Origin of the sequence: Streptomyces sp. RPA4-2 (assembly GCF_012273515.2) — a bacterium.
GTDB classification, from domain to species: domain Bacteria; phylum Actinomycetota; class Actinomycetes; order Streptomycetales; family Streptomycetaceae; genus Streptomyces; species Streptomyces kaempferi.
Map to the genome: position 1 here is coordinate 1,919,992 of NZ_CP050975.2, position 23,973 is coordinate 1,943,964.

The window sequence follows — 23,973 nt, forward strand, 5'->3', positions numbered from 1 at the left end:
TCCGTGCCCACGGGCCCGTCCACGCTCACTTGGCCGTCTCGCCGACCAGGCGTTCGACGGCGTCCATGGCCTCGCCGATGGCGGCCGGGTTCTGGCCGCCGCCCTGCGCGACGTCCGGCTTGCCGCCACCGCCGCCGCCGAGGGTCTTGGCGGCCGTACGGACCAGGTCGCCGGCCTTGAGACCGCGCTCGCGGGCCGCTTCGTTGGTGGCGATGACCGTGAGCGGCTTGCCGCCCGAGGTGGTGAACAGGGCCACGACGACGGCCCGGCCGCCCTGGATGCGGCCGCGTACGTCGAGGACCAGCTTGCGCAGGTCGTCCGCGCCCGTGCCGTCCGGTACCTGGCCGGTGACCAGAGCGACACCGCGGACGTCCTTGGCGGACCCGGCGAGACCGGCGGCGGCCTGCAGGACCTTCTCCGCGCGGAACTTCTCGATCTCCTTCTCGGCGTCCTTCAGCTTGCCGAGCATGGCGGAGACCTTCTCCGGGAGCTCCTCCGAGCGGCCCTTGATCAGCTCCTGGAGCTGAGCGACGACCGTGTGCTCCTTGGCGAGGAAGTTGTAGGCGTCGACGCCGACCAGGGCCTCGATACGGCGCACACCGGAGCCGATCGACGACTCGCCGAGCAGCTTGACCAGGCCGAGCTGGGCGGTGTTGTGGACGTGCGTACCGCCGCACAGCTCCTTGGAGAAGTCGCCGATCGTCACGACGCGCACGCGCTCGCCGTACTTCTCGCCGAACTCGGCGATGGCGCCCTGCTTCTTGGCCTCGTCGAGACTCAGGACCTCGGCGTGCACGTCCAGGTCCCGGGCGAGCACCTCGTTGATCTTCTGCTCGACGTCGGTCATGACGGCCGTGGGGACGGCCGAAGGCGAACCGAAGTCGAAGCGGAAGCGGCCCGGCTGGTTCTCGGAACCGGCCTGGGCGGCCGTCGGGCCGAGGGCGTCGCGCAGGGCCTGGTGGGTGAGGTGCGTGGCCGAGTGGGCGCGGGCGATGGCCGTCCGGCGACGGGTGTCGATGGTGGCCTGGGCCTGGGCGCCGACGGTGACCTCGCCGACCTGGACGACGCCCTTGTGGACGTACACGCCCGGGACGGGCTTCTGGCAGTCGCGGACCTCGACGATCGCGCCGCTGTCCACCCTGATGCGCCCGGTGTCGCCGATCTGGCCGCCGCCCTCGGCGTAGAACGGGGTGCGGTCGAGGACGATCTCGACCTCGTCGCCCTCGGTGGCGGCGGGCGACGACACACCGTCGACCAGGATGCCGACGATCGTCGACTCTCCCTCGGTCCGGTCGTATCCGATGAAGTCGGTCTCACCGGCGGCGTCGGCGATCTGCCGGTAGGCACCGAGGTCGGCGTGGCCGGTCTTCTTGGCCCGGGCGTCGGCCTTGGCCTTGTCCCGCTGCTCCTTCATCAGGCGGCGGAAGCCGTCCTCGTCCACGGAGAGGCCCTGTTCGGCGGCCATTTCGAGGGTGAGGTCGATCGGGAAGCCCCAGGTGTCGTGGAGCAGGAAGGCCTTGTCGCCGGCGAGAACCGTGCCGCCGGAGTCCTTGGTGTCCGTGATGGCCGTGTCGAGGATGTTCGTGCCGGCCTTCAGCGTCTTGAGGAAGGCGGCCTCCTCGGCGAGGGCCACGGTCTCGATGCGCCGACGGTCGCCGACCAGCTCCGGGTACTGCTGGCCCATCATCTCGATCACGACGTCGATGAGGTCCTTGACGACGGGACCGGTGGCGCCGAGCAGCCGCATGTTGCGGATGGCGCGGCGCATGATGCGGCGCAGGACGTATCCGCGGCCCTCGTTGCCGGGGCTCACACCGTCGCCGATGAGCATCACGGACGTCCGCATGTGGTCGGTGACCACCCGCAGCGAGACGTCGGATTCGTGGGCGGCGCCGTACTCGACGCCCGTCAGCTCGGTGGCCTTCCTGATGACGGCCATGGAGGTGTCGATCTCGTACATGTTCTGCACGTCCTGCAGAATCATGGCGAGGCGTTCCAGGCCGAGGCCGGTGTCGATGTTCTTGCTGGGCAGCTCACCGAGGATCTCGAAGTCCTCCTTCGAGGTGCCCTCGCCGCGCTCGTACTGCATGAAGACCAGGTTCCAGATCTCCACGTACCGCTCGTCGTTGACGGCCGGGCCGCCCTCGACCCCGAACTCGGGACCGCGGTCGTAGTTGATCTCGGAGCACGGTCCGCAGGGCCCCGGGACGCCCATGGACCAGTAGTTGTCCTTCTTGCCGAGGCGCTGGATGCGCTCGACGGGGACACCGATCTTGTCGCGCCAGATGGACTCGGCCTCGTCGTCGTCGAGGTAGACCGTGATCCACAGCCGCTCGGGGTCGAGCCCGTATCCCCCCTTGTCCTGGGGCGAGGTGAGCAGCTCCCAGGCGTAGGTGATGGCGCCTTCCTTGAAGTAGTCGCCGAAGGAGAAGTTGCCGCACATCTGGAAGAACGTGCCGTGGCGGGTGGTCTTGCCGACCTCTTCGATGTCGGGCGTGCGCACGCACTTCTGCACGCTGGTGGCGCGCGGCCACGGCGGCTTGACCTCGCCGAGGAAGTACGGCTTGAAGGGGACCATGCCCGCGGGGACCAGGAGCAGAGTCGGGTCGTCCGCGATGAGCGACGCCGAGGGAACGACGGTGTGACCGCGCTCCTCGTAGAAGCTCAACCAGCGGCGGCGAATCTCGGCCGACTCCATCAGTGGTCCTCATTCCGGTTGTGCGAGTACGTCGACCTCTCGACATACCTCGGATCGTTACGGTTCTCGATGGCGGCGTACCGCCGGGGTGCGGGGAGTTCGTGCTCGACGGACGCGCCCAGCCCGAGCGCCTCGTCGAGTTCGGCCTCCCGCTGGGCCATGCCCTCGCGGACGTCGAGCGCGAACTCCTTGAGCCGGTGCCCTGCCTCGATCGCCTTGTTCGCGGCCTGGGCGGCGAGGCTCTCGGGAGTCAGCTGCTTGAGCTTGCGGTTGACCTTGGTGGTGGCCCACACGCCAGCGGCTGCGCCGGCGGTGAACCAGAAGGTACGGCGGAACATCGCTGCGTCAGTCCTTCTTCCGCTTTCCCCGTCGCGCGGACGGGACGGTGCGGCCCACGATCACGGTACGACGGGAGGCCTTGGGGGGCACATTGTCCTTGCGGCCGCCGATGGCGCGGCGGACGCCGTAGCCGAACGCCGCGACCTTGACCAGCGGGCCGCCGAAGGTGGAGGCGACGGTCGTGGAGAGCGCCGACGCGTTCGACGTGACCTCCTGGACGTCCGACGCGATGGCGTCGACCCGGTCGATCTGGGTCTGTGCGGAGCGCACCGCCTCCGAGGCGTCGGCCAGCAGCGGGACGGCCTGGTCGGTCACGTCCGCCACGAGCTTGGTGGTCGCCTTGAGCGTCTGGGCCAGTCTCGCCAGCGCGACGGCGAGGAACGAGACCAGGATCGCCCAGAAGACGGCCACCAGGATCCCGGCCACCTCGCCACCGGACACTGTCGCACCCGCTCCCTAGTACGTGCCTGAACATCGAAAAGTCGTCCCCCGAGCCTATCGCGCCGGGGCCGTCGCCCCGTACCGCATTAACGGCCGAGGGGGCCGGAGTTGTGCGAAGCGATTGTACGGAACGCATACAGGTCAGTACTCTCCGTGTCCTATGCAGCATTTTGACCGGCCCCGGCCCACCGACGGCACGCCGCGCGGCAATCTGCCCCTGGAACTCGACGCGTTCGTCGGCCGCTCGGCCGAACTCGCGCGGCTGGCCGAGGCGCTGGAGGGGTCCCGGCTGGTCACGGTGACCGGCGTGGGCGGCGTCGGCAAGTCGCGCCTCGCCGCGCGGACGGCGGCGCGCGCGGACGCGCGGGACGGCACGTGGCGGGCGGAGCTGGCCGCCGTACGGGATCCGGACCTCGTCGCGTACGCGGTCGTGGAGGCCCTCGGCCTGACGGACCAGACGTCGCGGGCACCGCGCGAGCTCCTGCTCGACCGTCTCGCCGGGCGCCAACTCCTCCTCGTCGTCGACGGGTTCGAGCATCTGGTGGACGCGTGTGCCGCACTGGTGGGCGAGCTGCTGCGGCACACACCGGGGCTGCGGGTGCTCGCGGTCGGACGCAGGCCGCTGGAGATCGAGGGCGAACGGCTGTTCCCGCTGGCGCCGCTGGGCGACGCGGAGGCCGTGGAACTGTTCGAGGAGCGGGCGGCGGCCCGGGTTCCCGGGTTCGAGCTGGACGACGGCAACCGGTCGGACGTACAGGAGCTGTGCCGCCGTCTCGACGGGATCCCGCTCGCCGTCGAGCTGGCCGCGGGCCGGCTGAGCGCCCTCTCCCCCGCCCAGTTGCTCTCCCGTCTCGAGGACCGCTTCCGGCTGCTGACGGGCGGCGGACGGGACGCTCTGCCGCGGCACCGGACGCTGCGTACGGCGATCGGCTGGAGCCATGAACTGTGCACGTCCGAGGAGCGGCTGCTGTGGTCGCGGCTCTCGGTGTTCGCCGGCCGGTTCGATCTGGAGGCCGCCGAGTACGTGTGCGGCGGCGACGGGCTGCACGCCGACCGCGTCCTCGACGTGCTCGGCGCGCTGCTCGCGCAGTCCGTGCTGGCCCGCGAGGAGACGCCCGCGGGTCCGCGCTACCGGATGTTGGACTCGGTCCGGGCGTACGGGGCGGACTGGCTGGCGGCGTCGGGGGACGCGGACCGGCTGCGCCGCCGCCACCGCGACTGGTACATGGGCCTGGCGACCTGGTGCGAGCTGGACTGGTTCTCGCCGCGGCAGGCCGAGGTGGCCGCGCGGATCGAGGCGGAGCTGCCGAATCTGCGCCGCGCCCTGGAGTACTGCCTGACCGAGCCGGGTGAGACGCATCTGGGCCAGTACCTCGCGGGCAGTCTGTGGTTCTACTGGGTGGGCTGCGGGCGGCTGGCGGAGGGCCGGCACTGGCTGGAACGCGGCGTGGAACTCGACAGCGACCGTGACCAGTCGCGGCTCAAGGCCCTGTGGGTGCTCGGCTACGTGGCGATCCTGCAGGGCGACACGGTGTCCGCGCTGACCGCGCTCCAGGAGTGCCGCGAGGAGGCGCTGCGCACCGGTAACCCCACCGCCCTCGCCTACGCCGAGCACCGTGCCGGCTGTCTCGCGCTGGTCAGCGACGACATGCGGCGCGCGGAGACCCTGCTGCGCTCGGCGCTCGACCGCTATCACGAGATCGGTGAGCTCAACAGCAACGTGCTGATGGGGCAGGTCGAGCTGGCGATGGCGCTGGCGTTCCAGGGCGATCTGCCGGCCGCGGTGAAGCTGTGCGAGGACGTCCGCCGCGTGTGCGAGGACCACGGGGAGCGCTGGGCGCTGGCGTACGCGCTGTACGTGCTGGCGTACGAGGCCCTCGCCGCCGGCGATCCGGCACGGGCCCGGGACCTTCTGGTCCGGTGCCTGGACATCGCGCACACCTTCCACGACCTGCTCGGCACGGTCCTCGCGCTGGAGCTGCTCGCCCTGGTCACGACGGTGCAGGGTGATCCGGCGGAGGCCGCGGTGCTGCAGGGCGCGGCGGCCCGGCTGTGGCCGTCGGTGGGGCTCCCGCTGTTCGGCTCGGCGTACTACAACGTGCCGCACGAGCGGTGCGAGGCGGGCGCCCGGGAGCGGCTGGGCGACGAGCGCTACGAGGAGTGCGTACGGGCCGGGGAGCGGCTCGGGCGGGAGGCGGCGGTGGAGCGGGCGCTGCGGCGGGCCGGACAGCGACCGCCGGGCGCGGTGCCCGCACCGCGCAGGCCGGCCCCGGACACGCAGGAGCCCGCCGTCTCGCGCACCTCGAAGGGCGGCGGGACGACGGGCTGACGCGCAGGTGGTGCTACGTCCGCAGGATGAGGATCAGCGGGCGTAGTACTCGACGACGAGCTGCTCGTCGCAGATCACCGGGATCTCCTTGCGGTTCGGCTCGCGGTCCAGGCGGAACGCCAGGGCGCCGAGGTTCACCTGGAGGTAGCGCGGGGTCTCGCCGTCGGGGGCGAAGCCACCGGCACGGGAGACCTCGAACAGCGTCTTGCTGCGGCTGCGCTCGCGGACCATCACGACGTCGTCGGGACGGACGCGGAACGAGGGCTTGTCGACCTTCTGGCCGTTGACCTCGATGTGGCCGTGGACGACCATCTGGCGGGCCTGGTAGATCGTGCGGGCGATGCCCGAACGCAGGACCAGCGCGTCGAGACGGCGCTCGAGCTCGATGATCAGGGCCTCACCGGTCTTGCCCTGGACCTTGGAGGCACGCTCGTAGGCGCGGACGAGCTGGCGCTCGGACACGTCGTACTGCGCGCGCAGACGCTGCTTCTCGAGCAGACGGACCTTGTAGTCCGAGTTCTGCTTGCGGCCGCGGCCGTGCTCACCCGGCGGGTAGGGGCGGGCCTCGAAGTACTTGACGGCCTTCGGGGTCAGCGCGATGCCGAGGGCACGCGACTTCTTGACCTTGGGGCGGGACTGGTTCGCCATGAACCAAACACCTCATGTTTCCGATGCGAATACGGCTTCACCAGGGTTAGGGGAGGTCGCAATCCGCAGCCCGGGAAACCCTCCTCGCCACTGTGGGGATCCACGTGGGCGGGGCGGGCAGCCGCTCCTGGGTCTGGGCACATACGTGCAGCACGCGAGTGGCCCACCGACCTGTCCCGGAAGTCCGGGTGGTGGTGGGCTGCCCGCGACACCTTCGACGGTGCGCGACGCTCCTGGAATCCCCCCGTGGAGGCGGGGGCTCCGGCTGGATGTCCCGTTCTGGTGGTGCCGACCGGAGCCGGACACGGGACGCAGCGCTTCGCGTCATCCTACAGGGTGGTCAGGAGCGTCCTCGACCGAGGTGCTTGCGGGTCCACTCCACCGCGTCCGCGTAGCGCGCCTCCGTGCCGTGCCGGGTCGGCGTGTAGTACTCCCGGTCCCTGAGCTCCTCCGGGGCGTACTGCTGGGCGGCGATGCCCTCGGGCAGGTCGTGCGGGTACACGTACCCCTGGGCGTGCCCGAGCTTGGCCGCGCCCTTGTAGTGCCCGTCGCGCAGGTGCATCGGCACCGGGCCCGCGTGGCCCTTGCGCACGTCCTCCATGGCGGCGCCGATCGCCGTCGTCGCGGCGTTGGACTTCGGCGCCAGGGCCAGGGCGATGGTGGCGTGGCTGAGCGTGAGCGCGGCCTCGGGGAAGCCGATCATGGCGACGGCCTGGGCGGCGGCGACGGCTGTCGGCAGCGCGTGCGGATCGGCCAGGCCGATGTCCTCGCTGGCGGAGATCATCAGCCGGCGGGCGATGAAGCGCGGGTCCTCGCCGGCCTCGATCATCCGCGCCAGGTAGTGCAGCGCGGCGTCCACGTCCGAGCCGCGGATGGACTTGATGAGGGCGCTCGCCACGTCGTAGTGCTGGTCGCCGTCGCGGTCGTACTTCACCGCGGCGCGGTCGACGGTCTCCTCCAGGGTCTGGAGGGTGATCTCCGCCTCGCCCTTGTCCAGCGCGGAGCCCGCCGCCGCCTCCAGGGCGGTCAGGGCGCGGCGGGCGTCACCGCCGGCGATCCGCATCAGGTGCTGCTCGGTGTCCTCGGGGAGGGTGACGGATTCCTTGAGGCCCCGCTCGTCACTGAGCGCCCGGCGCAGCAGTCCGCGCAGGTCGTCGTCGGTGAGCGGTTCGAGGGTGAGCAGGAGGGAGCGGGAGAGCAGGGGGGAGATCACCGAGAAGTAGGGGTTCTCGGTGGTCGCCGCGATGAGGGTCACCCAGCGGTTCTCGACGGCCGGGAGCAGGGAGTCCTGCTGGGCCTTGCTGAAGCGGTGGATCTCGTCCAGGAAGAGGACGGTCTCCTTGCCGAAGCCGCCGGTGGCGCGGCGGGCGCTCTCGATGACCGCGCGCACTTCCTTGACGCCCGCGGTGATCGCGGAGAGCTCCACGAAGCGCTTGTCGGTGGCCTTGGAGACCACGTACGCCAGGGTCGTCTTGCCGGTGCCGGGCGGGCCCCAGAGGATCACGGAGGACGGTCCTGCGGGGCCGCCGCCGCTCTCGCCGACCAGTCTGCGCAGGGGTGAGCCCGGCTTCAGCAGATGCTGCTGGCCCACGACCTCGTCGAGGGTGCGCGGGCGCATCCGGACGGCCAGGGGGCTCCCGGAGGGGTCCTTCTCCTGGCGTTCTTCGGCTGCGGCGGTGAACAGGTCGGGCTCCACGGACGAAACCCTATGTCACCCCACTGACAATCCCCTCGGGCTGTCAGCTCGTCCAGAAGTCCCACCAGCGGGTCAGGATCAGCATGCCGATGATGCCGATGTGCACGACCGGCAGGACCCAGGTGAACTCGCCGAAGAAGCTCTTCAGCCAGCGCGGGGCGGGCAGGAAGCTGTTGCGTACGTTGAATGACGTCACGTACCAGAACATGATGATCGTGGCGACCCAGGCCAGCGAGCACCACAGGCACAGCGAGTTGATGCGGTACAGCGACTGGAACTGCAGCCAGGTGCAGAAGCCGACGCCGAAGAGGGTGCCGGCGTTGAAGGTCAGCCAGTACCAGCGTGGGAAGGTGGCCCGCGCCAGCAGGCTCACGCCGACGCAGATCACGATGCCGTACGCCACCAGGCCCAGCATCGGGTTGGGGAACCCGAAGGCCGAGGCCTGCTCGCTCTTCATGATGTTGCCGCAGGAGACGACCGGGTTCAGGCTGCACCCCGGCACGAAGTTCGGGTTCTCCAGCAGCTTGAACTTGTCGATCGTGATGACCCACGCGGCGAGCAGACCGGCCGCACCGGTGATCACCAGCAACAGGGCGAGCGCACGGCTGCCGCCGGCCGTCCGGGGACCGTCGACGCGTTCCGGGTCGGTGGAGACGTCCTTGACTGTCGTCTTGCTCATCACGCCGTTTCCGTAGCTTCGAAGGGCCTGCGGGCACCGACATTGTGCCGTACCCGCGGGTGTGTCCACCGTTCGATGGACATAAGGAGGTACGTGCGGTCGTCCCGGAGCGTTCGGTTCGGCGGAAGGCCCGGGGCCATGGCGACACCGGTGGAAGGGCTCGCGTTGGACGTACGCGAGGGCTGCGCAACCGGTGCGGGGACGGGAGCGCCGTCGACGGCATCGATCCCGGAATCCGCCGGGGCGTGGTGTTCGGCCTGCTCGGACCCGGCGACGGGAGCACGCCCGTGGCGCTCTCGGATCGGCATCGTCCGACAGGACGAATCCGCGCCCGCCGGGTTGACGCACCGCCCCGCCGCCCGTGCCCCGGGAATCACCTCAGGGGCAGGACGGACGGGGCGGAGCACCGCGGGCTCAGCCGAGCCGGACCTCGAGTTCCGCCACGATCTCGTTGACGCCGACGGCGGTCTGCTCGCCGGACTCCATGTCCTTGAGCTGCACCACGCCCTCGGCGAGATCCCGCTCGCCGGCGACGATCGTGTAGCGCGCCCCGGACCGGTTCGCGTTCTTCATCGCGCCCTTGAGCCCCTTGCCGCCGTACGAGAAGTCGGCGGCGATCCCCAGCTTGCGCAGCTCCGTGACCTTGGCGAAGAGCACCCGGCGGGCCTCCTCGCCCAGCGGCACCGCGAACACACTGGTGGACGCGGGGATTTCGAGCTCCACGCCCTCCGCCTCCAGCGCCAGCACCGTACGGTCGACGCCCAGCGCCCAGCCGACCGACGGCAGTTCGGGGCCGCCGATCATCTCGGAGAGACCGTCGTAGCGGCCGCCGCCGCCCACCGCGGACTGCGAGCCGAGACCGTCGTGGACGAACTCGAAGGTGGTGCGGGTGTAGTAGTCCAGACCGCGCACCAGCTTGCCGTCGTCCTCGAAGGCCACGCCCGCGGCCGTGAGCAGCTCGCGCACCTCCTCGTGGTACGCCTTGCACGCGTCGCACAGGAAGTCGCGCAGGAGCGGCGCGCCGACCAGCTGCTTCTGCACGTCGTCGCGCTTGTCGTCGAGGACCCGCAGGGGGTTGATCTCGGCCCGCCGGAGGGTGTCCTCGTCGAGTGCGAGACCGCGCAGGAAGTCCTGGAGCGCGGCCCGGTACACGGGACGGCACTCCTTGTCGCCGAGCGAGTTGAGGAGGATCCGGAAGTTCCTCAGTCCCAGCGACCGGTACGCCTGGTCCGCCAGGATGATCAGCTCGGCGTCGAGCGCCGGGTCCTCCGCGCCGATGGCCTCGGCACCGACCTGCGAGAAGTGGCGGTACCGGCCCTTCTGGGGGCGCTCGTAGCGGTAGTACGAGCCGGAGTACCAGAGCTTCACGGGCAGGTTGCCGAGCTTGTGCAGGTTCGCCTCCAGCGCGGCGCGCAGCACGGACGCGGTGCCCTCGGGGCGCAGCGCCAGCCGGTCGCCGCCCTTGGTCTCGAAGGCGTACATCTCCTTGGTCACGATGTCGGTGGACTCACCCACCCCGCGCGCGAACAGTTCGACGCTCTCGAAGCCGGGCGTCTCGATGTAGCCGTAGCCGGAGTTGCGCAGCGGCGCCGCGATGGCCTCGCGGACCGCGAGGTACTTCGCGCTGTCCGGCGGGATCAGGTCGTAGGTGCCCTTGGGGGCCTTGAAGGTGCTCACGAAGGTCTCTCGTCACATTCCTCGTCGGGGAGCCGGCCGCGGGCCGGACTCTTGACGGTCTGCCGCCACCTGCCGCAGGTACGGGTTGGTGGCGCGCTCCTGGCCGATGGTGGTCTGGGGACCGTGCCCCGACAGCACCACGGTCGAGTCGTCGAGCGGCAGGCACACGCGGGCCAGCGAGCCGAGCATCTCGTCCATGTCACCGCCGGGCAGGTCGGTGCGTCCGATGGAGCCGGCGAACAGCAGATCCCCGGAGAAGAACACGGACGGGACGTCCGCGCTCTCGGGCATCCGGAAGGTCACCGACCCCTTGGTATGACCGGGCGCGTGCGCGACGGACAGCTCCAGACCGGCCAGTTCGAGTCCGGCACCGTCGGCCAGCTCCTTGACGTCGTCCGGCTCACCCACCGTCAGCTCGCCCATCAGCGGCATGCCGATGGACCGGCCGAGCGCCTTCTCGGGGTCGCTCATCATGTACCGGTCCTCGGGGTGGATCCACGCCGGTACCCCGTGCGCTCCGCACACCGGGACGACCGAGGCGACATGGTCGATGTGGCCGTGGGTGAGGATGACCGCGACGGGCTTGAGCCGATGCTTCTTGAGTGCTTCCTCGACTCCCTGGGCGGCCTGGTGGCCCGGGTCGATGATCACGCACTCCTCACCCGCGGCGGGGGCGACCAGGTAACAGTTGGTCCCCCAGGCCCCGGCGGGGAACCCGGCAATGAGCACGATCGTCCTTCGGGATGGGTACGCGCTGTGTCGTACGGGGCGGGCGGCTGTGGCTCAGAGCCTACCGGCGCTGCCGAATCCTCAGCCAACCCATATACGGTACGGGGCACACGCGGGCGATCGGCTCACCAGACGCACGCGTCACACCTGACGTACGAGACGCACGAGGAGATAACCCGGTGGTCACCCAGGAACAGCGGCGGCGTCAGCTCGCCCGGGAGAAGTTCTTGCGGCAGCAGCAGCGGCGCACGGCCGCGCGGCGCAAGTCACACACGCGCAACACGGTGGTCGCGTCGGTCCTCGGCGTGGTCGTCGTCGTCGGTGTGGTGTCGTACGCGACCGGGGTCTTCAAGAACGACGACAAGAAGGCCAACGCCGGCGCGGAGGTCACGCCGAGCGCCGCCCCGACCAGCAAGGCGCCGGATCCGTGCAACAAGCCGGCCGAGGGCGCGGTGAAGTCGCTGAGCTGGAAGAAGGAGCCGGCGATGACCATCGACAAGTCCGCGGACTACACCATGAAGATGGCCACGACCTGCGGAGACGTGGACATCGCGCTCAACGCGGCGGCGGCTCCGCACACCGTGAACTCGTTCGGCTTCCTCGCGGGCAAGGGCTTCTTCGACCACACGAAGTGCCACCGGCTCACCACGAACGGCATCTACGTGCTGCAGTGCGGTGACCCGAAGGGCACCGGCAGCGGCGGTCCCGGGTACACGATCCCGGACGAGAACCTGAAGGACAAATCCCTCAAGGGCGGCGTCTACCCGGCGGGCACGGTCGCCATGGCCAACACCGGCCAGAAGCACACCGGCGGCAGCCAGTTCTTCCTGGTCTACCAGGACAGTCAGCTGCCGCCCAGTTACACACCGTTCGGAACTATTTCCAAGTCCGGTCTGACGGTCCTCAAGAAGATCGCCGCGGCCGGCGAGAGCACGGGCCAGGGCGACGGGGCGCCGAACGCGACGGTCGTGGTCAACAAGATGACCGTGACGAAATCCTGACCGTCAACTGCGAAATTTCGGTCGCGCTGGATGCGGACAGCCGCCGTGCTGGTCGCCTATGTTGGCCGTGACGAAACTGTGGACGATGCCCGGGGGCGCTGAAGGCCCTCGCAGGCATCATGTGGAGGAGGCGCTGTGAGCAGCGACCCGTGGGGCCGCGTCGACGAGACGGGGACCGTGTACGTGCGTACGGCCGACGGCGAGCAGGTCGTCGGTTCCTGGCAGGCCGGCTCCCCTGACGAGGCGCTGGCCTACTTCGAGCGCAAGTACGAAGGCCTGGTTGTGGAGATCGGCCTCCTCGAGAAGCGAGTGAAGACCACCGACCTGTCGGCGAAGGACGCCCAGACCGCCATCGACCACATCCGCTCGCAGGTGGACGCCCACCACGCGGTCGGCGATCTGGCGGCGTTGAAGGTACGGCTGGACAAGCTCGTCGAGACGGTGGACTCGCGCCGCGAGGAGCGCAAGGTCCAGCGGGCGAAGCAGTCCGACGAGGCGCGGCACTCCAAGGAGGCGCTGGTCGTCGAGGCGGAGGAGCTGGCGCAGAGCGACCAGTGGCGGGCGGCCGGTGAGCGGCTGCGCTCCCTGGTGGACACGTGGAAGGGGCTGCCGCGGCTCGACCGCAAGTCGGACGACGAGCTGTGGCACCGCTTCTCGCACGCGCGCTCGGCGTTCTCCAAGCGCCGCAAGGCGCACTTCGCCTCGCTGGACGCGCAGCGCGAGGACGCCCGCAAGACCAAGGAGAAGCTGGTCGCGGAGGCCGAGTCGCTGTCCGCCTCGTCGGACTGGGGTCCGACGGCGGCGCGCTACCGCGAGCTGATGGCGGACTGGAAGGCCGCGGGCCGCGCCCAGCGCGAGCACGAGGACGACCTGTGGAACCGCTTCCGCGGCGCCCAGGACGTGTTCTTCGCGGCGCGCGGTTCGGTCTTCGCCGAGCGGGACGCGGAGCAGTCGGAGAACCTGAAGCTCAAGGAGGAGCTGGCCGAGGAGGCCGAGAAGCTCGTCCCGGTGCAGGAACTGAAGGCCGCCCGTGCCGCCTTCCGCTCGATCAACGAGCGCTGGGAGGCCATCGGCCATGTGCCGCGCGACGCCCGGCCGAAGGTCGAGGGCCGGATGCACGCGGTGGAGCGGGCCCTGCAGGAGTCCGAGGAGGCGGAGTGGCGCCGGACCAACCCGGAGGCGCGCGCGCGTGCCGAGGGGCTGACCGGTCAGCTGCAGGCCGCCGTGGACAAGCTCCAGGGCCAGATCGAGACCGCGCGCTCCGCGGGCAACGCCTCGAAGGCCGACAAGCTCCAGCGGGAGCTCGACGGCCGTCAGGCGCTGCTCGAGCAGGCGCTGAAGGGGCTGCAGGAGTTCGGCGGCTGACCAGCCGTCGCCCTCCGCGCCAGGGCATACGAGAGGGGCTCCCGTACATCGGTACGGGAGCCCCTCTCGTATGCCGGCGAGCGACTAGGGCCTGCGTGCCGATGTCACCCGGTACACGTCGTACACGCCCTCCACGCCCCGTACCGCCTTCAGGACGTGCCCCAGGTGCTTGGGGTCGCCCATCTCGAAGGTGAAGCGCGAGGTCGCCACCCGGTCGCGGGAGGTCTGGACGGCCGCGGACAGGATGTTGACGTGCTGGTCGGACAGGACGCGGGTCACGTCGGAGAGCAGCCGGGAGCGGTCCAGGGCCTCCACCTGGATGGCGACCAGGAAGACCGAGGACTGGGTGGGCGCCCACTCCACGTCGAGGATGCGCTCGGGCTCGCGCGACAGGGACTCCACGTTGACGCAGTCGTTGCGGTGGACCGAGACACCGCTGCCCCGGGTGACGAAGCCGATGATGGGGTCGCCGGGAACCGGGGTGCAGCAGCGCGCGAGCTTGACCCACACGTCGTCGACGCCCTTGACGACCACACCCGGGTCGGCGTTGGAGCGCCGCTTGCGGCCGCGGCCGCGGGCGGGCGGGACGCTCTCGTCGATCTCCTCGGTGGCCGCCTCCTCGCCACCGAGGGCCTGCACCAGCTTCTGCACGACGCTCTGCGCGGCGACATGGCCCTCGCCGATGGCCGCGTACAGCGAGGAGATGTCGGGGTAGCGCATCTCGTGCGCGAGCGTCACCAGGGAGTCGCCGGTCAGGATGCGCTGGATCGGCAGGTTCTGCTTGCGCATCGCGCGGGCGATGGCGTCCTTGCCCTGCTCGATCGCCTCGTCGCGGCGCTCCTTGGAGAACCAGGCGCGGATCTTGTTGCGGGCGCGCGGGGACTTGACGAAGCCGAGCCAGTCGCGGGAGGGTCCGGCGCCGGCCGCCTTGGAGGTGAAGACCTCCACCAGGTCGCCGTTGTCCAGGGTCGATTCGAGGGGGACGAGGCGTCCGTTGACCCGGGCGCCTATCGTGCGGTGGCCGACCTCCGTGTGGACCGCGTACGCGAAGTCCACGGGGGTCGCGCCCGCCGGGAGCGCTATGACGTCACCCTTGGGCGTGAAGACGAATACCTCGTTGCGGGACAGGTCGAAGCGCAGCGACTCCAGGAACTCGCTGGGGTCCTCGGTCTCCTTCTGCCAGTCGAGCAACTGGCGCAGCCACGCCATGTCGTTGACAGCGTCCTTGTCCTTGCTGACGCTCTTCGGGGCGTCGGTGCGGACCTTGGAGGCGCCGGCGGAGGGCTCCTGCTTGTACTTCCAGTGCGCGGCGATGCCGTACTCGGCACGGCGGTGCATGTCGAACGTACGGATCTGGAGTTCGACCGGCTTGCCGTTGGGCCCGATGACCGTCGTGTGCAGCGACTGGTACATGTTGAACTTGGGCATCGCGATGTAGTCCTTGAACCGGCCGGGTACCGGGTTCCATCGCGCGTGCACGGTGCCGAGGGCCGCGTAGCAGTCCCTGACGGTGTCCACGAGGACACGGATGCCCACCAGGTCGTAGATCTCCGCGAAGTCACGGCCGCGGACGATCATCTTCTGGTAGACGCTGTAGTAGTGCTTCGGGCGGCCGGTGACGGTCGCCTTGATCCGGGCCGCGCGCAGGTCGGACTGGACCTCGTCGGTCACTATGGCGAGGTATTCGTCGCGCTTGGGGGCGCGCTCGGCGACCAGGCGCACGATCTCGTCGTACATCTTGGGGTAGAGGATCGCGAAGGCGAGGTCCTCCAGCTCCCACTTGATGGTGTTCATGCCCAGGCGGTGGGCGAGCGGCGCGTAGATCTCCAGGGTCTCGCGCGCCTTCTTCTCCTGCTTCTCGCGCTTGAGGTAGCGCATCGTGCGCATGTTGTGCAGGCGGTCGGCGAGCTTGATGACCAGGACGCGCGGGTCCTTGGCCATGGCGACGACCATCTTGCGCACGGTCTCGGCCTGCGCGGCCTCACCGAACTTGACCTTGTCCAGCTTGGTGACGCCGTCGACGAGCAGGGCGACCTGGTCGCCGAAGTCGCGCTTGAGGGTGTCCAGGCCGTACTCGGTGTCCTCGACGGTGTCGTGCAGCAGACCCGCCATCAGGGTGGCCGGGTCCATGCCCAGCTCGGCCAGGATGGTGGTGACGGCGAGCGGGTGCGTGATGTACGGGTCGCCGCTCTTGCGCTTCTGGCCGCGGTGCCAGCGCTCGGCGACCTGGTAGGCCTTCTCGACCTGGCGGAGCGTGGCCGTCTCGATCTTGGGGTCGTTGCTGCGCACTGTCCGCAGCAGGGGCTCCAGGACCGGGTTGTACGGGTTCGAGCGCTGCACGCCGAGCCGGGCCAGGCGGGCGCGGACGCGGTTGGAGGAGCCACCGGTGCGCGCGGGCTGGCTCGGGGCCGAACGGACCGCCGGGGTGCTCGCCACGCGCTCGGCAGGGGCCGGCTTGGGGCGGGGCTGCTCGGCCGCCTTGTCGTCGGGCGCGGACTGGGCGTGCTCGACCGGCCCGGGAGCGGCGCTCTTCGCGGGCGTGTCCGTGCCGCCCGGGGCGGGCTCGGGCTTGGCGGCGGTGAGTGGCTGGGCCTCGTCTGGCAAGAGGGCTCCTCGTGCGCGTTCCGGGTCCCCCGGTCAGGCTCCGGAGACCCCATGGTAGCGATCCTGGGCGCCGGGCTCGCTCTGGGCCGTGGGGACGGCCCGTACAGGGGGAACGCGAGAGGCGGGCACCGGATTCCTCCGGGCCCGCCTCCGACGGTGTCCCACGGGTGTCCCAGGCCTTTCCTGAAGCTTTCCTGGGTCTTTCCCGAGCTGTTCCGAGCTGTTCCGAGCTGTCGGGGGTTGCTCAGATCTGGAGGAGTGCCTCCAGCGGAGCGCCCGCGAGAGCGGGCTCCAGGCGGCCTCGGCCGCCGAGGAAGCCGAGCTCCATCAGCACGGCGACGCCCGCGACCTCGGCGCCCGCCCTGCGGACGAGCTGGAGCGAGGCCTCGGCGGTGCCGCCGGTGGCGAGGACGTCGTCGACGACCAGGATGCGGTCGCCCGCGTCCAGGTCCTCGGCGTGCACCTCGATCTCGGCGGAGCCGTACTCCAGGTCGTACGTCTGCGACAGGGTCGCTCCGGGGAGCTTGCCCGCCTTGCGTACGGGGATGAAGCCGAGCCCGGCGCGGACGGCGACCGGGGCACCGAGGATGAAGCCGCGGGCCTCCAGGCCGACGATCTTCGTCGCCCCGGTGCGGACGGCGATCTCCGCGAACGCGCCGGTGAGCGCCTCGAAGGCGACCGGGTCGGCCAGCAGCGGCGTGATGTCCTTGAACACCACGCCCGGCTCCGGATAGTCGGCCACGTCGCGGATACGGCTGAGCAGCAGCGTGGAGACGTCCGTCAGCTCGGTCATCGGCGCTTCCCCGAAGGTCGGCCGCGGCCCCGGTTGCGGGACGCGGGCTGATTGCGCGGGCCGACGACCGCCGGTGTGGCGTCCTCCGGCTCGTCATCGTCGTCGAACGGGACGGCCGAGGCCGGCTCGTCCAGGGGTTCGCCCTTCGCGGCCGCCTGGGCGCGCTTGGCGAGGACGCGCTTCCTGAGCGCCTTCATCTGCGGCTCGCGCTCCTTGAGGTCGGCGACGAGCGGCGTGGCGATGAAGATCGAGGAGTACGCGCCGGCGGCGAGGCCGACGAACAGCGAGAGCGAGATGTCGTTGAGCATGCCCGCGCCGAGCACGCCGCCACCGATGAAGAGCAGGCCGGCGACGGGCAGCAGCGCGACCACCGTGGTGTTGATCGAACGGACCAGGGTGCCGTTGATCGAGCGGTCGGCGACCTCGCTGTACGTGTACCGGGTCTGCTTGGTGATGTCCTTCGTCTGCTCCTTGAGGCTGTCGAAGACGACCACCGTGTCGTAGAGCGAGTAACCGAGGATCGTCAGCAGACCGATCACGGTGCCCGGGGTGACCTCGAAGCCGACCAGGGCGTAGATGCCGACCGTGATGGTGATGTCGTGGATCAGGGCGACCAGCGCGGCGATGGCCATGCGCCACTCGAACGCGATGGCCAGGTAGATCACCACGAGGACCATGAAGATCGCCAGGCCCTCCCAGGCCTTGTTGGCGATCTGGTCACCCCAGCTGGGACCGACCAGGTCGGCGTTGATCTGCTCCGAGTCGACCTTCAGGTCCTTGGAGAGCTGGTCCTTGATCTGGTCCGACTTGTCGGTGTCGATGCCCGCGATCTGGATGCGCAGGCTGCCGTCGCCCAGCTTCTGGACGATGGCGTCGTGACCGGAGGCGTCCTGCGCGTACGTCTCGGCCTGGTTCACCGAGGACGTCATGTGCTTCGGCGTCGTGAAGACGGCTCCGCCCTGGAACTCGATGCCCATGTTCAGGCCGCGCACCGTCAGACCGAGGATGGCCGTGATGGTGATCAGGATCGAGATGGCGTACCAGATCTTGCGCTTGCCGACGAAGTCGTAGCCGATCTCACCGCGGTGGAGCCGGGCGCCGAGGGTGCCGAGTTTCGACATCTCACGCCTCCTTCGTGTCGACGGGGGCGGACGCGCGACGGGTGCGGCGCAGCGGCGGCTGGGCGCCCAGTCGCTTCGGGTCGAGTCCGGACCAGCTGTGGCCGCTCGCGAAGAACTTCTTGCGGGCGAGGAGCGTCATCAGCGGCTTGGTGAAGAGGAAGACGACGACCACGTCGAGCAGGGTGGTCAGACCGAGGGTGAACGCGAAGCCCTGGACCTTGCCGACGGTGACGATGAAGAGCACCGCGGCGGCGAGGAACGACACGAAGTCGGAGACCAGGATGGTGCGCCGGGCGCGCGGCCAGGCACGCTCGACGGCCGGGCGCAGGCTGCGGCCCTCGCGGATCTCGTCCCGGATGCGTTCGAAGAACACGATGAACGAGTCCGCCGTGATGCCGATGGCGACGATCGCGCCACAGACCGCCGGCAGGTTCAGCGCGAACCCGATGGCGGGGCCGAGCAACGCCATGATCACGTACGTGAGGATGGCGGAGACCATCAGGGAGGCGATGGCGATGACCGACAGGCCCCGGTAGTAGACCACCAGGTAGATGATGACCAGGCCCAGGCCGATCGCGCCCGCGATCAGACCGGCGTGCAGCTGCTCGCCGCCGAGGGCGGCCGTCACGGTGTTGACGCTCGCCTCCTTGAAGGTGAGCGGCAGCGCGCCGTACTTCAGCATGTTGGCCAGGTCCTGCGCCTCGGTCTGCGTGAAGCTGCCGGAGATCTCCGCGTTGCCGCCGGTCAGCGCCTGGCTGACGTACGGGTCGGAGACGACCTCACCGTCGAGGACGATGGCGAACTGGTTCTGCGGGGACTGGTTCTTCGCGAGCTTGCCGGTGATGTCGGCGAACTTCTTGGAGCCACCGGACGTGAAGTCCATGGTGACCTTCCAGCCCGCGGCGCTCTGGGTGTCGAAGACGGCCGCGGCGCTCTTGATGTCCGTGCCGGAGACCTCGGCGGCGCCGAGCACGTACTTCTGCCACTGGCCCGAGGAGTTCTTGCCGCAGGCGACCGTGGGGTCGGTGGGCTTGACGCCGTCACCGGCCGTGGCACGGACCGCCTTGTCGGTGCAGTCGAGCGCGGCGTACTGGGCCTGGAGCTTGGCGGTCGCGGGGTCGACGCTGCCGCTCGGCGACGGCGTGGCGGCGGTGGAGGCCGACGACTTCGCCGAGGCGCTCGCGGACGGCGTGCTGTCGGCCTTCAGAGCGTCGGTGACCGCACGGCCCTGGGAGGTGGCCGTGGCCGACGGAGTCGCGGAGCTCGACGACGTCGCCTTGTCGGTCGCCTTGCCGGTCGCCTTGTCCTTCGAGGAGTCGCTGCTGGAGGCGCTCGGCGAGGGACTGGCCGTCGCGGCGTTCCCGGCGACCTCGGTGGCCAGCACCGGGCGGAAGTAGAGCTTGGCGGTGGTGCCGACCTGCTCCCGGGCCTGCTTGGAGTTCGTGCCCTTGGGGATGTTGACGATGATGTTGCGATCGCCCTGGGTCTGGACCTCTGCCTCGGAGACACCAAGACCATTGACACGGCGGTTCATGATGTCGACCGCGGTGTTCATGTTGGTCTTGTTGATCGCGTTCGGCTGGCCCGGCTCGTTCTTCGCCTCCAGCGTGATGCTGGTGCCGCCGGCGAGGTCGATGCCGAGACGCGGGGTGGAATGCCCGGAGAGGAACATCCCCCCGGTGAGCGCCACGATGGCGATCAGGATGAGGGCAAGCGAGCGCCCCGGCCTGCTCTGGGCACTCGCGCTCCGGCCCTTCTTCGGTGCTGCCACCTTCTCGTACTCCCTCTCGGGCCGCCTCGCGCGGGGTCAGCGCGTGGGCGGCCATGGCATGGTGTCGGGACTCCGTGCGACAGAGGCACATCCCTGGGGTTCACGGGGCGCGAGCGGATCGCGCCGTGTTCCCCGGGGGATGCTACTTCGCGCCGGACTCGCCGTCGGTCTTCTTCGGCTCTGCTTCGTCGCCCTCGGCCGCCTTCGCGTCGGCGGGCTCGTCCGCGGCGTCCTTCTTGCCGAGGTCGATGGGCTTGTCGTCGGAGGCGTCGGAAGAGGCGTCGGCGGCGGGCTCGTCGGTCTCGGTGAGGGAGGAGGCGTCGTCCGGGACAACCGGGCCGTCGGCCTCGAGGTCGTGCTCGATGCCGTGCACGATGCGGTTGTACTCGTCGTCGGTGAGGACGGCGCCGATCGAGTTCTTCGCGAAGAGCAGGTCCACGCCGGGACCCGCGTCAAGAAGGACCGAGTCCTCGTTGACCTCCTTGACGGTGGCGTACATGCCACCGATCGTGCGCACGCCGGAGCCGGGCTGCATGTCGTTGCGCATGGAAGCAGCCTGCTGCTGCTTCTTCTTGGCAGACCGGGTCATCAGGAACATGGCCCCGATGAGCACGATGAACGGGAGGAGGGTCACGAGACTCACGGGTCGGAACTTCCTTCTTCGACCGCGATGGTGAGCGGCCTGCTGGATGGGGGTATGTATGTCGCCTACAAGGGCGGCATCGGCGGAGTCTAAGCGAGTCCGCGCTCAGGGAACAACGCTCAGCATGGCACCGGGGTTCCTGACCCCGCGAGTGCCCGCGCCGTCACGCCCCGAACAGGTCCCCTTGTCCGTTTCCCCCCATGGCCCGCTGGGGCGGGGTGAGACCGAGATGTGCCCATGCCGCCGGAGTCGCGACGCGACCACGGGGCGTACGGGCGAGCAGTCCCTCGCGCACCAGGAAGGGCTCGGCGACCTCCTCCACGGTCTCCCGCTCCTCCCCCACGGCGACCGCGAGCGTGGACAGCCCCACCGGGCCGCCGCCGAAGAGCTTGAGCAGGGCTTCCAGGACACCTCGGTCGAGGCGGTCGAGGCCGCGGGCGTCGACCTCGTAGACCTTCAGCGCCGCGGCGGCGATCTCGCGGGTGATGATGCCGTCGGCCTTGACCTGCGCGTAGTCCCGGACCCGGCGCAGCAGACGGTTGGCGATACGGGGGGTGCCGCGGGAGCGGCCGGCGATCTCGGCGGCGCCCTCGGTGCCGATCTCGACGTCGAGGAGGTTCGCGGAGCGGTGGATGACGCGCTGCAGCTCGGCGGGCTCGTAGAACTCCATGTGTGCGGTGAAGCCGAAGCGGTCGCGCAGCGGGGGCGGCAGCAGTCCTGCCCGGGTGGTGGCGCCGACCAGGGTGAAGGGCGGCAGCTCCAGGGGGATCGCGGTGGCTCCCGGGCCCTTGCCGACGATCACGTCGACCCGGAAGTCCTCCATCGCCATGTAGAGCATCTCTTCGGCGGGCCGGGACATGCGGTGGATCTCGTCCAGGAAGAGCACCTCGCCCTCCTGGAGCGAGGAGAGGATCGCGGCGAGGTCGCCTGCGTGCTGGATGGCGGGGCCGCTGGTGATGCGGATGGGGGCGCCCATCTCGGCCGCGATGATCATCGAGAGAGTGGTCTTGCCCAGACCGGGGGCGCCGGAGAGCAGCACGTGGTCGGCGGTGGCGCCGCGGGCGCGGGCGGCGCGCAGCACGAGGTCGAGCTGCTCGCGGACCTTCTCCTGGCCGATGAACTCGTCCAGGTCCTTGGGGCGCAGGGCCGCCTCGACGGCCTGGTCCTCACGGTCGGCGGACGCGCCGACGAGCCGGTCGGCGGCGGTCTCGTCGGTCGTGTCGTCCCAGTTCATTGCGTGTGCCTCGCGGTGTGGTGGTGGGGCGGCCGGTGGGTCGGCGGGCGCCGGTCGGGTCGGGCGGCGGGCCGCCGGGTCAGCGGGCGCGGTTGAGAGTCTGCAGGGCGGCCTTCAGGAGCCGGCCCACCTGGGGTGCCCCCTCCTCTGCCTCGGCTTGCGGGGCGACCGCGGAGACCGCCTCGTCGGCCTCCCTGGTGGCGTACCCGAGGCCGATCAGCGCGGCGTGCAGCTGCTCGCGCCAGCCGGTGCTGACCGGGGTGCCGATCCCGGTGCCCGTGCCGAGCGGCTCGCCGAGCCGGTCCTTGAGCTCCAGCAGGAGTTTCTGGGCTCCCCGCTTGCCGATGCCGGGTACGGCCGTGAGGGCCTTCTCGTCACCCGTGGCGATCGCCCGGCGCAGGGCGTCTGGGGTGTGCACGGCGAGCATGGCCTGGGCGAGGCGCGGGCCGACACCGCTCGCGGTCTGCAGCAGCACGAAGGTCCCGCGCTCGTCGTCGTCCGCGAAGCCGTACAGGGTCAAGGAGTCCTCGCGGACGACCAGGGAGGTGGCGAGCCTGGCCGGCTGTCCCATGCGGAGCGCGGCGAGGGTGCCCGGCGTGCACTGGACGGAGATTCCGATGCCGCCGACCTCCACCACCGCTGAGTCGGGGGCGAGAGCGGCGACCGGGCCGCTGACGAAGGCGATCATGCGGTACGGCCTTTCGATGCGTGGTGCGGTGCGGCCTGCGACGCCGCTTGCGCCGCGTGCAGGGCGGCCGCCTGTTGGAGTCGGTTCTGCGCGACGGCCTGCTGGAGCCGGTTCTGGGCGGGTGCGCGCCAGATGTGACAGATCGCCAGCGCGAGGGCGTCGGCGGCGTCGGCGGGTTTGGGCGGCGCGTCCAGCCTGAGCAGCCGGGTGACCATCGCGCCGACCTGGGCCTTGTCCGCGCGTCCGCTGCCGGTGACGGCGGCCTTGACCTCGCTCGGGGTGTGCAGGGCGACGGGGATGCCGCGACGGGCGGCACAGAGCATGGCGACGGCGCTGGCCTGGGCGGTGCCCATCACCGTGCGGACGTTGTGCTGGCTGAACACCCGCTCCACCGCGACGTATTCGGGCGCGTACTCGTCGAGCCACCGCTCGATGCCCTGCTCGACGGCGACGAGGCGCAGGCCCAACTCGGCGTCCGCCGGGGTGCGTACGACACCGACCCCGCGCATGGTCAGGGGCCGGCCCGCGACTCCCTCGACCACGCCGACACCGCATCGGGTCAGCCCGGGGTCGACACCCAGTACCCGCACCCCGGTCCCCCTTCGTCGATCTCCCCCGGTCACCCACCGGTGACAGCTGTTCGTGCAGGCTATCGGGTGCCACTGACAAAGCGACGGGCCGACGGGGTGTGTCCCGTCGGCCCGTTCGGCTGTCGGCGCTCAGGCGTCGACCTTCTCCATGACCTCGTCGCTGACGTCGAAGTTGGCGAAGACGTTCTGCACGTCGTCGCTGTCCTCGAGCGCGTCGATCAGCTTGAAGATCTTCCGGGCGCCCTCCTCGTCGAGCTCGACCTGCATGGTCGGGACGAAGTTGGCGTCGGCGGAGTCGTAGTCGATCCCGGCGTCCTGCAGCGCGGTGCGCACGGCGACCAGGTCGGTCGCCTCGGAGATGACCTCGTAGGACTCACCGAGGTCGTTGACCTCCTCGGCGCCCGCGTCGAGCACGGCACCCAGGACGTCGTCCTCGGTCAGCTCACCCTTGGGAACGATGACGACGCCCTTGCGGTTGAAGAGGTACGAGACCGAACCCGGGTCGGCCATGTTGCCGCCGTTGCGGGTCATGGCGACGCGGACGTCCGAGGCGGCGCGGTTACGGTTGTCGGTGAGGCACTCGATGAGCACCGCGACGCCGTTCGGGCCGTAACCCTCGTACATGATCGTCTCGTAGTCGGCGCCACCGGCTTCGAGGCCGGCGCCGCGCTTGACCGCCGAGTCGATGTTCTTGTTCGGGACCGAGCTCTTCTTGGCCTTCTGGATGGCGTCGAAGAGCGTCGGGTTGCCGGACACGTCGGCGCCGCCCGTGCGGGCCGCCACCTCGATGTTCTTGATCATCTTCGCGAAGAGCTTGCCGCGCTTGGCGTCGATCACGGCCTTCTTGTGCTTCGTCGTAGCCCATTTAGAGTGGCCGGACATCTGCCTGTCTCCTTCGCGTAACCCATCCTGTACGAACTCCCCCGC

The 23,973-nt window shown here is 70.2% G+C and carries 20 protein-coding genes and 1 pseudogene; 4 read left to right on the forward strand and 17 right to left on the reverse strand.

Translation table 11 applies throughout. The features are described from left to right. Positions 1-25: 25 nt before the first annotated feature. From alaS to HEP85_RS08050, 3 genes are read right to left on the reverse strand one after another with little or no spacing between them, the layout of a single operon-like run. Entirely contained in the window at positions 26-2,698 is a 2,673-nt protein-coding gene (gene alaS / locus HEP85_RS08040; protein ID WP_168527178.1) for an alanine--tRNA ligase, read from the reverse strand. Beyond that, a complete protein-coding gene (locus tag HEP85_RS08045) occupies positions 2,698-3,036 on the reverse strand; it encodes a DUF6167 family protein (protein ID WP_168527179.1) in 339 nt (112 codons plus the stop codon). Before HEP85_RS08045 ends, alaS begins: the two co-directional genes overlap by 1 nt. Positions 3,037-3,043: 7 nt before the next feature. Continuing rightward, positions 3,044-3,478: a DUF948 domain-containing protein gene (locus HEP85_RS08050; protein WP_168527180.1), complete on the reverse strand. Its 435-nt coding sequence runs from the start codon at positions 3,476-3,478 to the stop codon at positions 3,044-3,046. A gap of 160 nt (positions 3,479-3,638) precedes the next feature. On the opposite strand from HEP85_RS08050, the gene HEP85_RS08055 reads away from it, so the two are divergent. After that, a complete protein-coding gene (locus HEP85_RS08055; protein WP_168527181.1) occupies positions 3,639-5,807 on the forward strand; it encodes an AAA family ATPase in 2,169 nt (722 codons plus the stop codon). A gap of 33 nt (positions 5,808-5,840) precedes the next feature. Here the strand turns inward: HEP85_RS08055 and rpsD are convergent, their stop codons facing one another. The 3 genes from rpsD to HEP85_RS08070 form a co-directional block, all read right to left on the reverse strand. Next, positions 5,841-6,455: a 30S ribosomal protein S4 gene (gene rpsD / locus HEP85_RS08060; RefSeq protein ID WP_153291663.1), complete on the reverse strand. Its 615-nt coding sequence runs from the start codon at positions 6,453-6,455 to the stop codon at positions 5,841-5,843. A gap of 340 nt (positions 6,456-6,795) precedes the next feature. Next, positions 6,796-8,151, reverse strand: a complete 1,356-nt coding sequence (locus HEP85_RS08065) for a replication-associated recombination protein A (RefSeq protein WP_168527182.1) — start codon at positions 8,149-8,151, stop codon at positions 6,796-6,798. Between the two features lie 43 nt (positions 8,152-8,194). Further along, positions 8,195-8,830 carry a vitamin K epoxide reductase family protein gene (locus HEP85_RS08070; protein WP_168527183.1) on the reverse strand — a complete coding sequence of 212 codons (636 nt, stop codon included), beginning with the start codon at positions 8,828-8,830 and terminating at the stop codon, positions 8,195-8,197. Positions 8,831-8,968: 138 nt separating this feature from the next. On the opposite strand from HEP85_RS08070, the pseudogene HEP85_RS08075 reads away from it, so the two are divergent. Beyond that, positions 8,969-9,175: pseudogene (locus HEP85_RS08075) on the forward strand (ABC transporter ATP-binding protein); the annotation flags it as partial. A gap of 69 nt (positions 9,176-9,244) precedes the next feature. On the opposite strand, the gene hisS reads toward HEP85_RS08075, so the two are convergent. Beyond that, positions 9,245-10,507, reverse strand: coding sequence for a histidine--tRNA ligase (gene hisS, locus HEP85_RS08080; protein ID WP_168527184.1), 1,263 nt, complete (start codon positions 10,505-10,507; stop codon positions 9,245-9,247). A 12-nt stretch (positions 10,508-10,519) separates the two neighbouring features. Then, entirely contained in the window at positions 10,520-11,236 is a 717-nt protein-coding gene (locus tag HEP85_RS08085; RefSeq protein WP_168527185.1) for an MBL fold metallo-hydrolase, read from the reverse strand. A 179-nt stretch (positions 11,237-11,415) separates the two neighbouring features. On the opposite strand from HEP85_RS08085, the gene HEP85_RS08090 reads away from it, so the two are divergent. Beyond that, positions 11,416-12,237: a peptidylprolyl isomerase gene (locus HEP85_RS08090; RefSeq protein ID WP_168527186.1), complete on the forward strand. Its 822-nt coding sequence runs from the start codon at positions 11,416-11,418 to the stop codon at positions 12,235-12,237. 135 nt (positions 12,238-12,372) lie between these two features. Then, complete coding sequence (locus tag HEP85_RS08095; protein WP_168527187.1) at positions 12,373-13,602, forward strand: DUF349 domain-containing protein; 1,230 nt, start codon at positions 12,373-12,375, stop codon at positions 13,600-13,602. Between the two features lie 84 nt (positions 13,603-13,686). Here HEP85_RS08095 and HEP85_RS08100 read toward each other — a convergent pair whose 3' ends face one another. The 9 genes from HEP85_RS08100 to HEP85_RS08140 form a co-directional block, all read right to left on the reverse strand. Further along, positions 13,687-16,206 carry a RelA/SpoT family protein gene (locus tag HEP85_RS08100; RefSeq protein WP_329286367.1) on the reverse strand — a complete coding sequence of 840 codons (2,520 nt, stop codon included), beginning with the start codon at positions 16,204-16,206 and terminating at the stop codon, positions 13,687-13,689. A 244-nt stretch (positions 16,207-16,450) separates the two neighbouring features. After that, complete coding sequence (locus HEP85_RS08105) at positions 16,451-16,999, reverse strand: adenine phosphoribosyltransferase (protein ID WP_168533431.1); 549 nt, start codon at positions 16,997-16,999, stop codon at positions 16,451-16,453. Then, complete coding sequence (gene secF, locus HEP85_RS08110; protein ID WP_168527188.1) at positions 16,996-18,120, reverse strand: protein translocase subunit SecF; 1,125 nt, start codon at positions 18,118-18,120, stop codon at positions 16,996-16,998. Before secF ends, HEP85_RS08105 begins: the two co-directional genes overlap by 4 nt. 1 nt (position 18,121) lies before the next feature. Continuing rightward, entirely contained in the window at positions 18,122-19,891 is a 1,770-nt protein-coding gene (gene secD / locus HEP85_RS08115; protein ID WP_168527189.1) for a protein translocase subunit SecD, read from the reverse strand. 142 nt (positions 19,892-20,033) lie between these two features. Then, on the reverse strand, positions 20,034-20,534 hold the full coding sequence (yajC, locus tag HEP85_RS08120) for a preprotein translocase subunit YajC (RefSeq protein ID WP_168527190.1): 501 nt from the start codon (positions 20,532-20,534) through the stop codon (positions 20,034-20,036). Between the two features lie 163 nt (positions 20,535-20,697). After that, the gene (gene ruvB / locus HEP85_RS08125) at positions 20,698-21,768 is read right to left on the reverse strand and encodes a Holliday junction branch migration DNA helicase RuvB (RefSeq protein ID WP_168527191.1); all 1,071 of its coding nucleotides are present in this window, start codon (positions 21,766-21,768) and stop codon (positions 20,698-20,700) included. Positions 21,769-21,847: 79 nt separating this feature from the next. After that, positions 21,848-22,456 (reverse strand): Holliday junction branch migration protein RuvA, encoded by a 609-nt coding sequence (gene ruvA / locus HEP85_RS08130; RefSeq protein ID WP_168527192.1) that lies wholly within the window; start codon positions 22,454-22,456, stop codon positions 21,848-21,850. Continuing rightward, positions 22,453-23,046: a crossover junction endodeoxyribonuclease RuvC gene (gene ruvC / locus HEP85_RS08135; RefSeq protein WP_168527193.1), complete on the reverse strand. Its 594-nt coding sequence runs from the start codon at positions 23,044-23,046 to the stop codon at positions 22,453-22,455. Before ruvC ends, ruvA begins: the two co-directional genes overlap by 4 nt. A gap of 129 nt (positions 23,047-23,175) precedes the next feature. Beyond that, complete coding sequence (locus HEP85_RS08140) at positions 23,176-23,928, reverse strand: YebC/PmpR family DNA-binding transcriptional regulator (RefSeq protein ID WP_168527194.1); 753 nt, start codon at positions 23,926-23,928, stop codon at positions 23,176-23,178. Positions 23,929-23,973: the final 45 nt, after the last annotated feature.

Excerpts from the sequence above, each read along its gene's own strand:
- secF (WP_168527188.1), bottom strand. The coding sequence starts at position 18,120 with ATGTCGAAACTCGGCACCCTCGGCGCCCGGCTCCACCGCGGTGAGATC.
- rpsD (WP_153291663.1), bottom strand. The coding sequence starts at position 6,455 with ATGGCGAACCAGTCCCGCCCCAAGGTCAAGAAGTCGCGTGCCCTCGGC.
- HEP85_RS08070 (WP_168527183.1), bottom strand. The coding sequence starts at position 8,830 with ATGAGCAAGACGACAGTCAAGGACGTCTCCACCGACCCGGAACGCGTC.
- HEP85_RS08055 (WP_168527181.1), top strand. The coding sequence starts at position 3,639 with ATGCAGCATTTTGACCGGCCCCGGCCCACCGACGGCACGCCGCGCGGC.
- HEP85_RS08140 (WP_168527194.1), bottom strand. The coding sequence starts at position 23,928 with ATGTCCGGCCACTCTAAATGGGCTACGACGAAGCACAAGAAGGCCGTG.
- HEP85_RS08105 (WP_168533431.1), bottom strand. The coding sequence starts at position 16,999 with ATGACCGAGCTGACGGACGTCTCCACGCTGCTGCTCAGCCGTATCCGC.
- HEP85_RS08045 (WP_168527179.1), bottom strand. The coding sequence starts at position 3,036 with ATGTTCCGCCGTACCTTCTGGTTCACCGCCGGCGCAGCCGCTGGCGTG.
- ruvA (WP_168527192.1), bottom strand. The coding sequence starts at position 22,456 with ATGATCGCCTTCGTCAGCGGCCCGGTCGCCGCTCTCGCCCCCGACTCA.
- alaS (WP_168527178.1), bottom strand. The coding sequence starts at position 2,698 with ATGGAGTCGGCCGAGATTCGCCGCCGCTGGTTGAGCTTCTACGAGGAG.
- ruvB (WP_168527191.1), bottom strand. The coding sequence starts at position 21,768 with ATGAACTGGGACGACACGACCGACGAGACCGCCGCCGACCGGCTCGTC.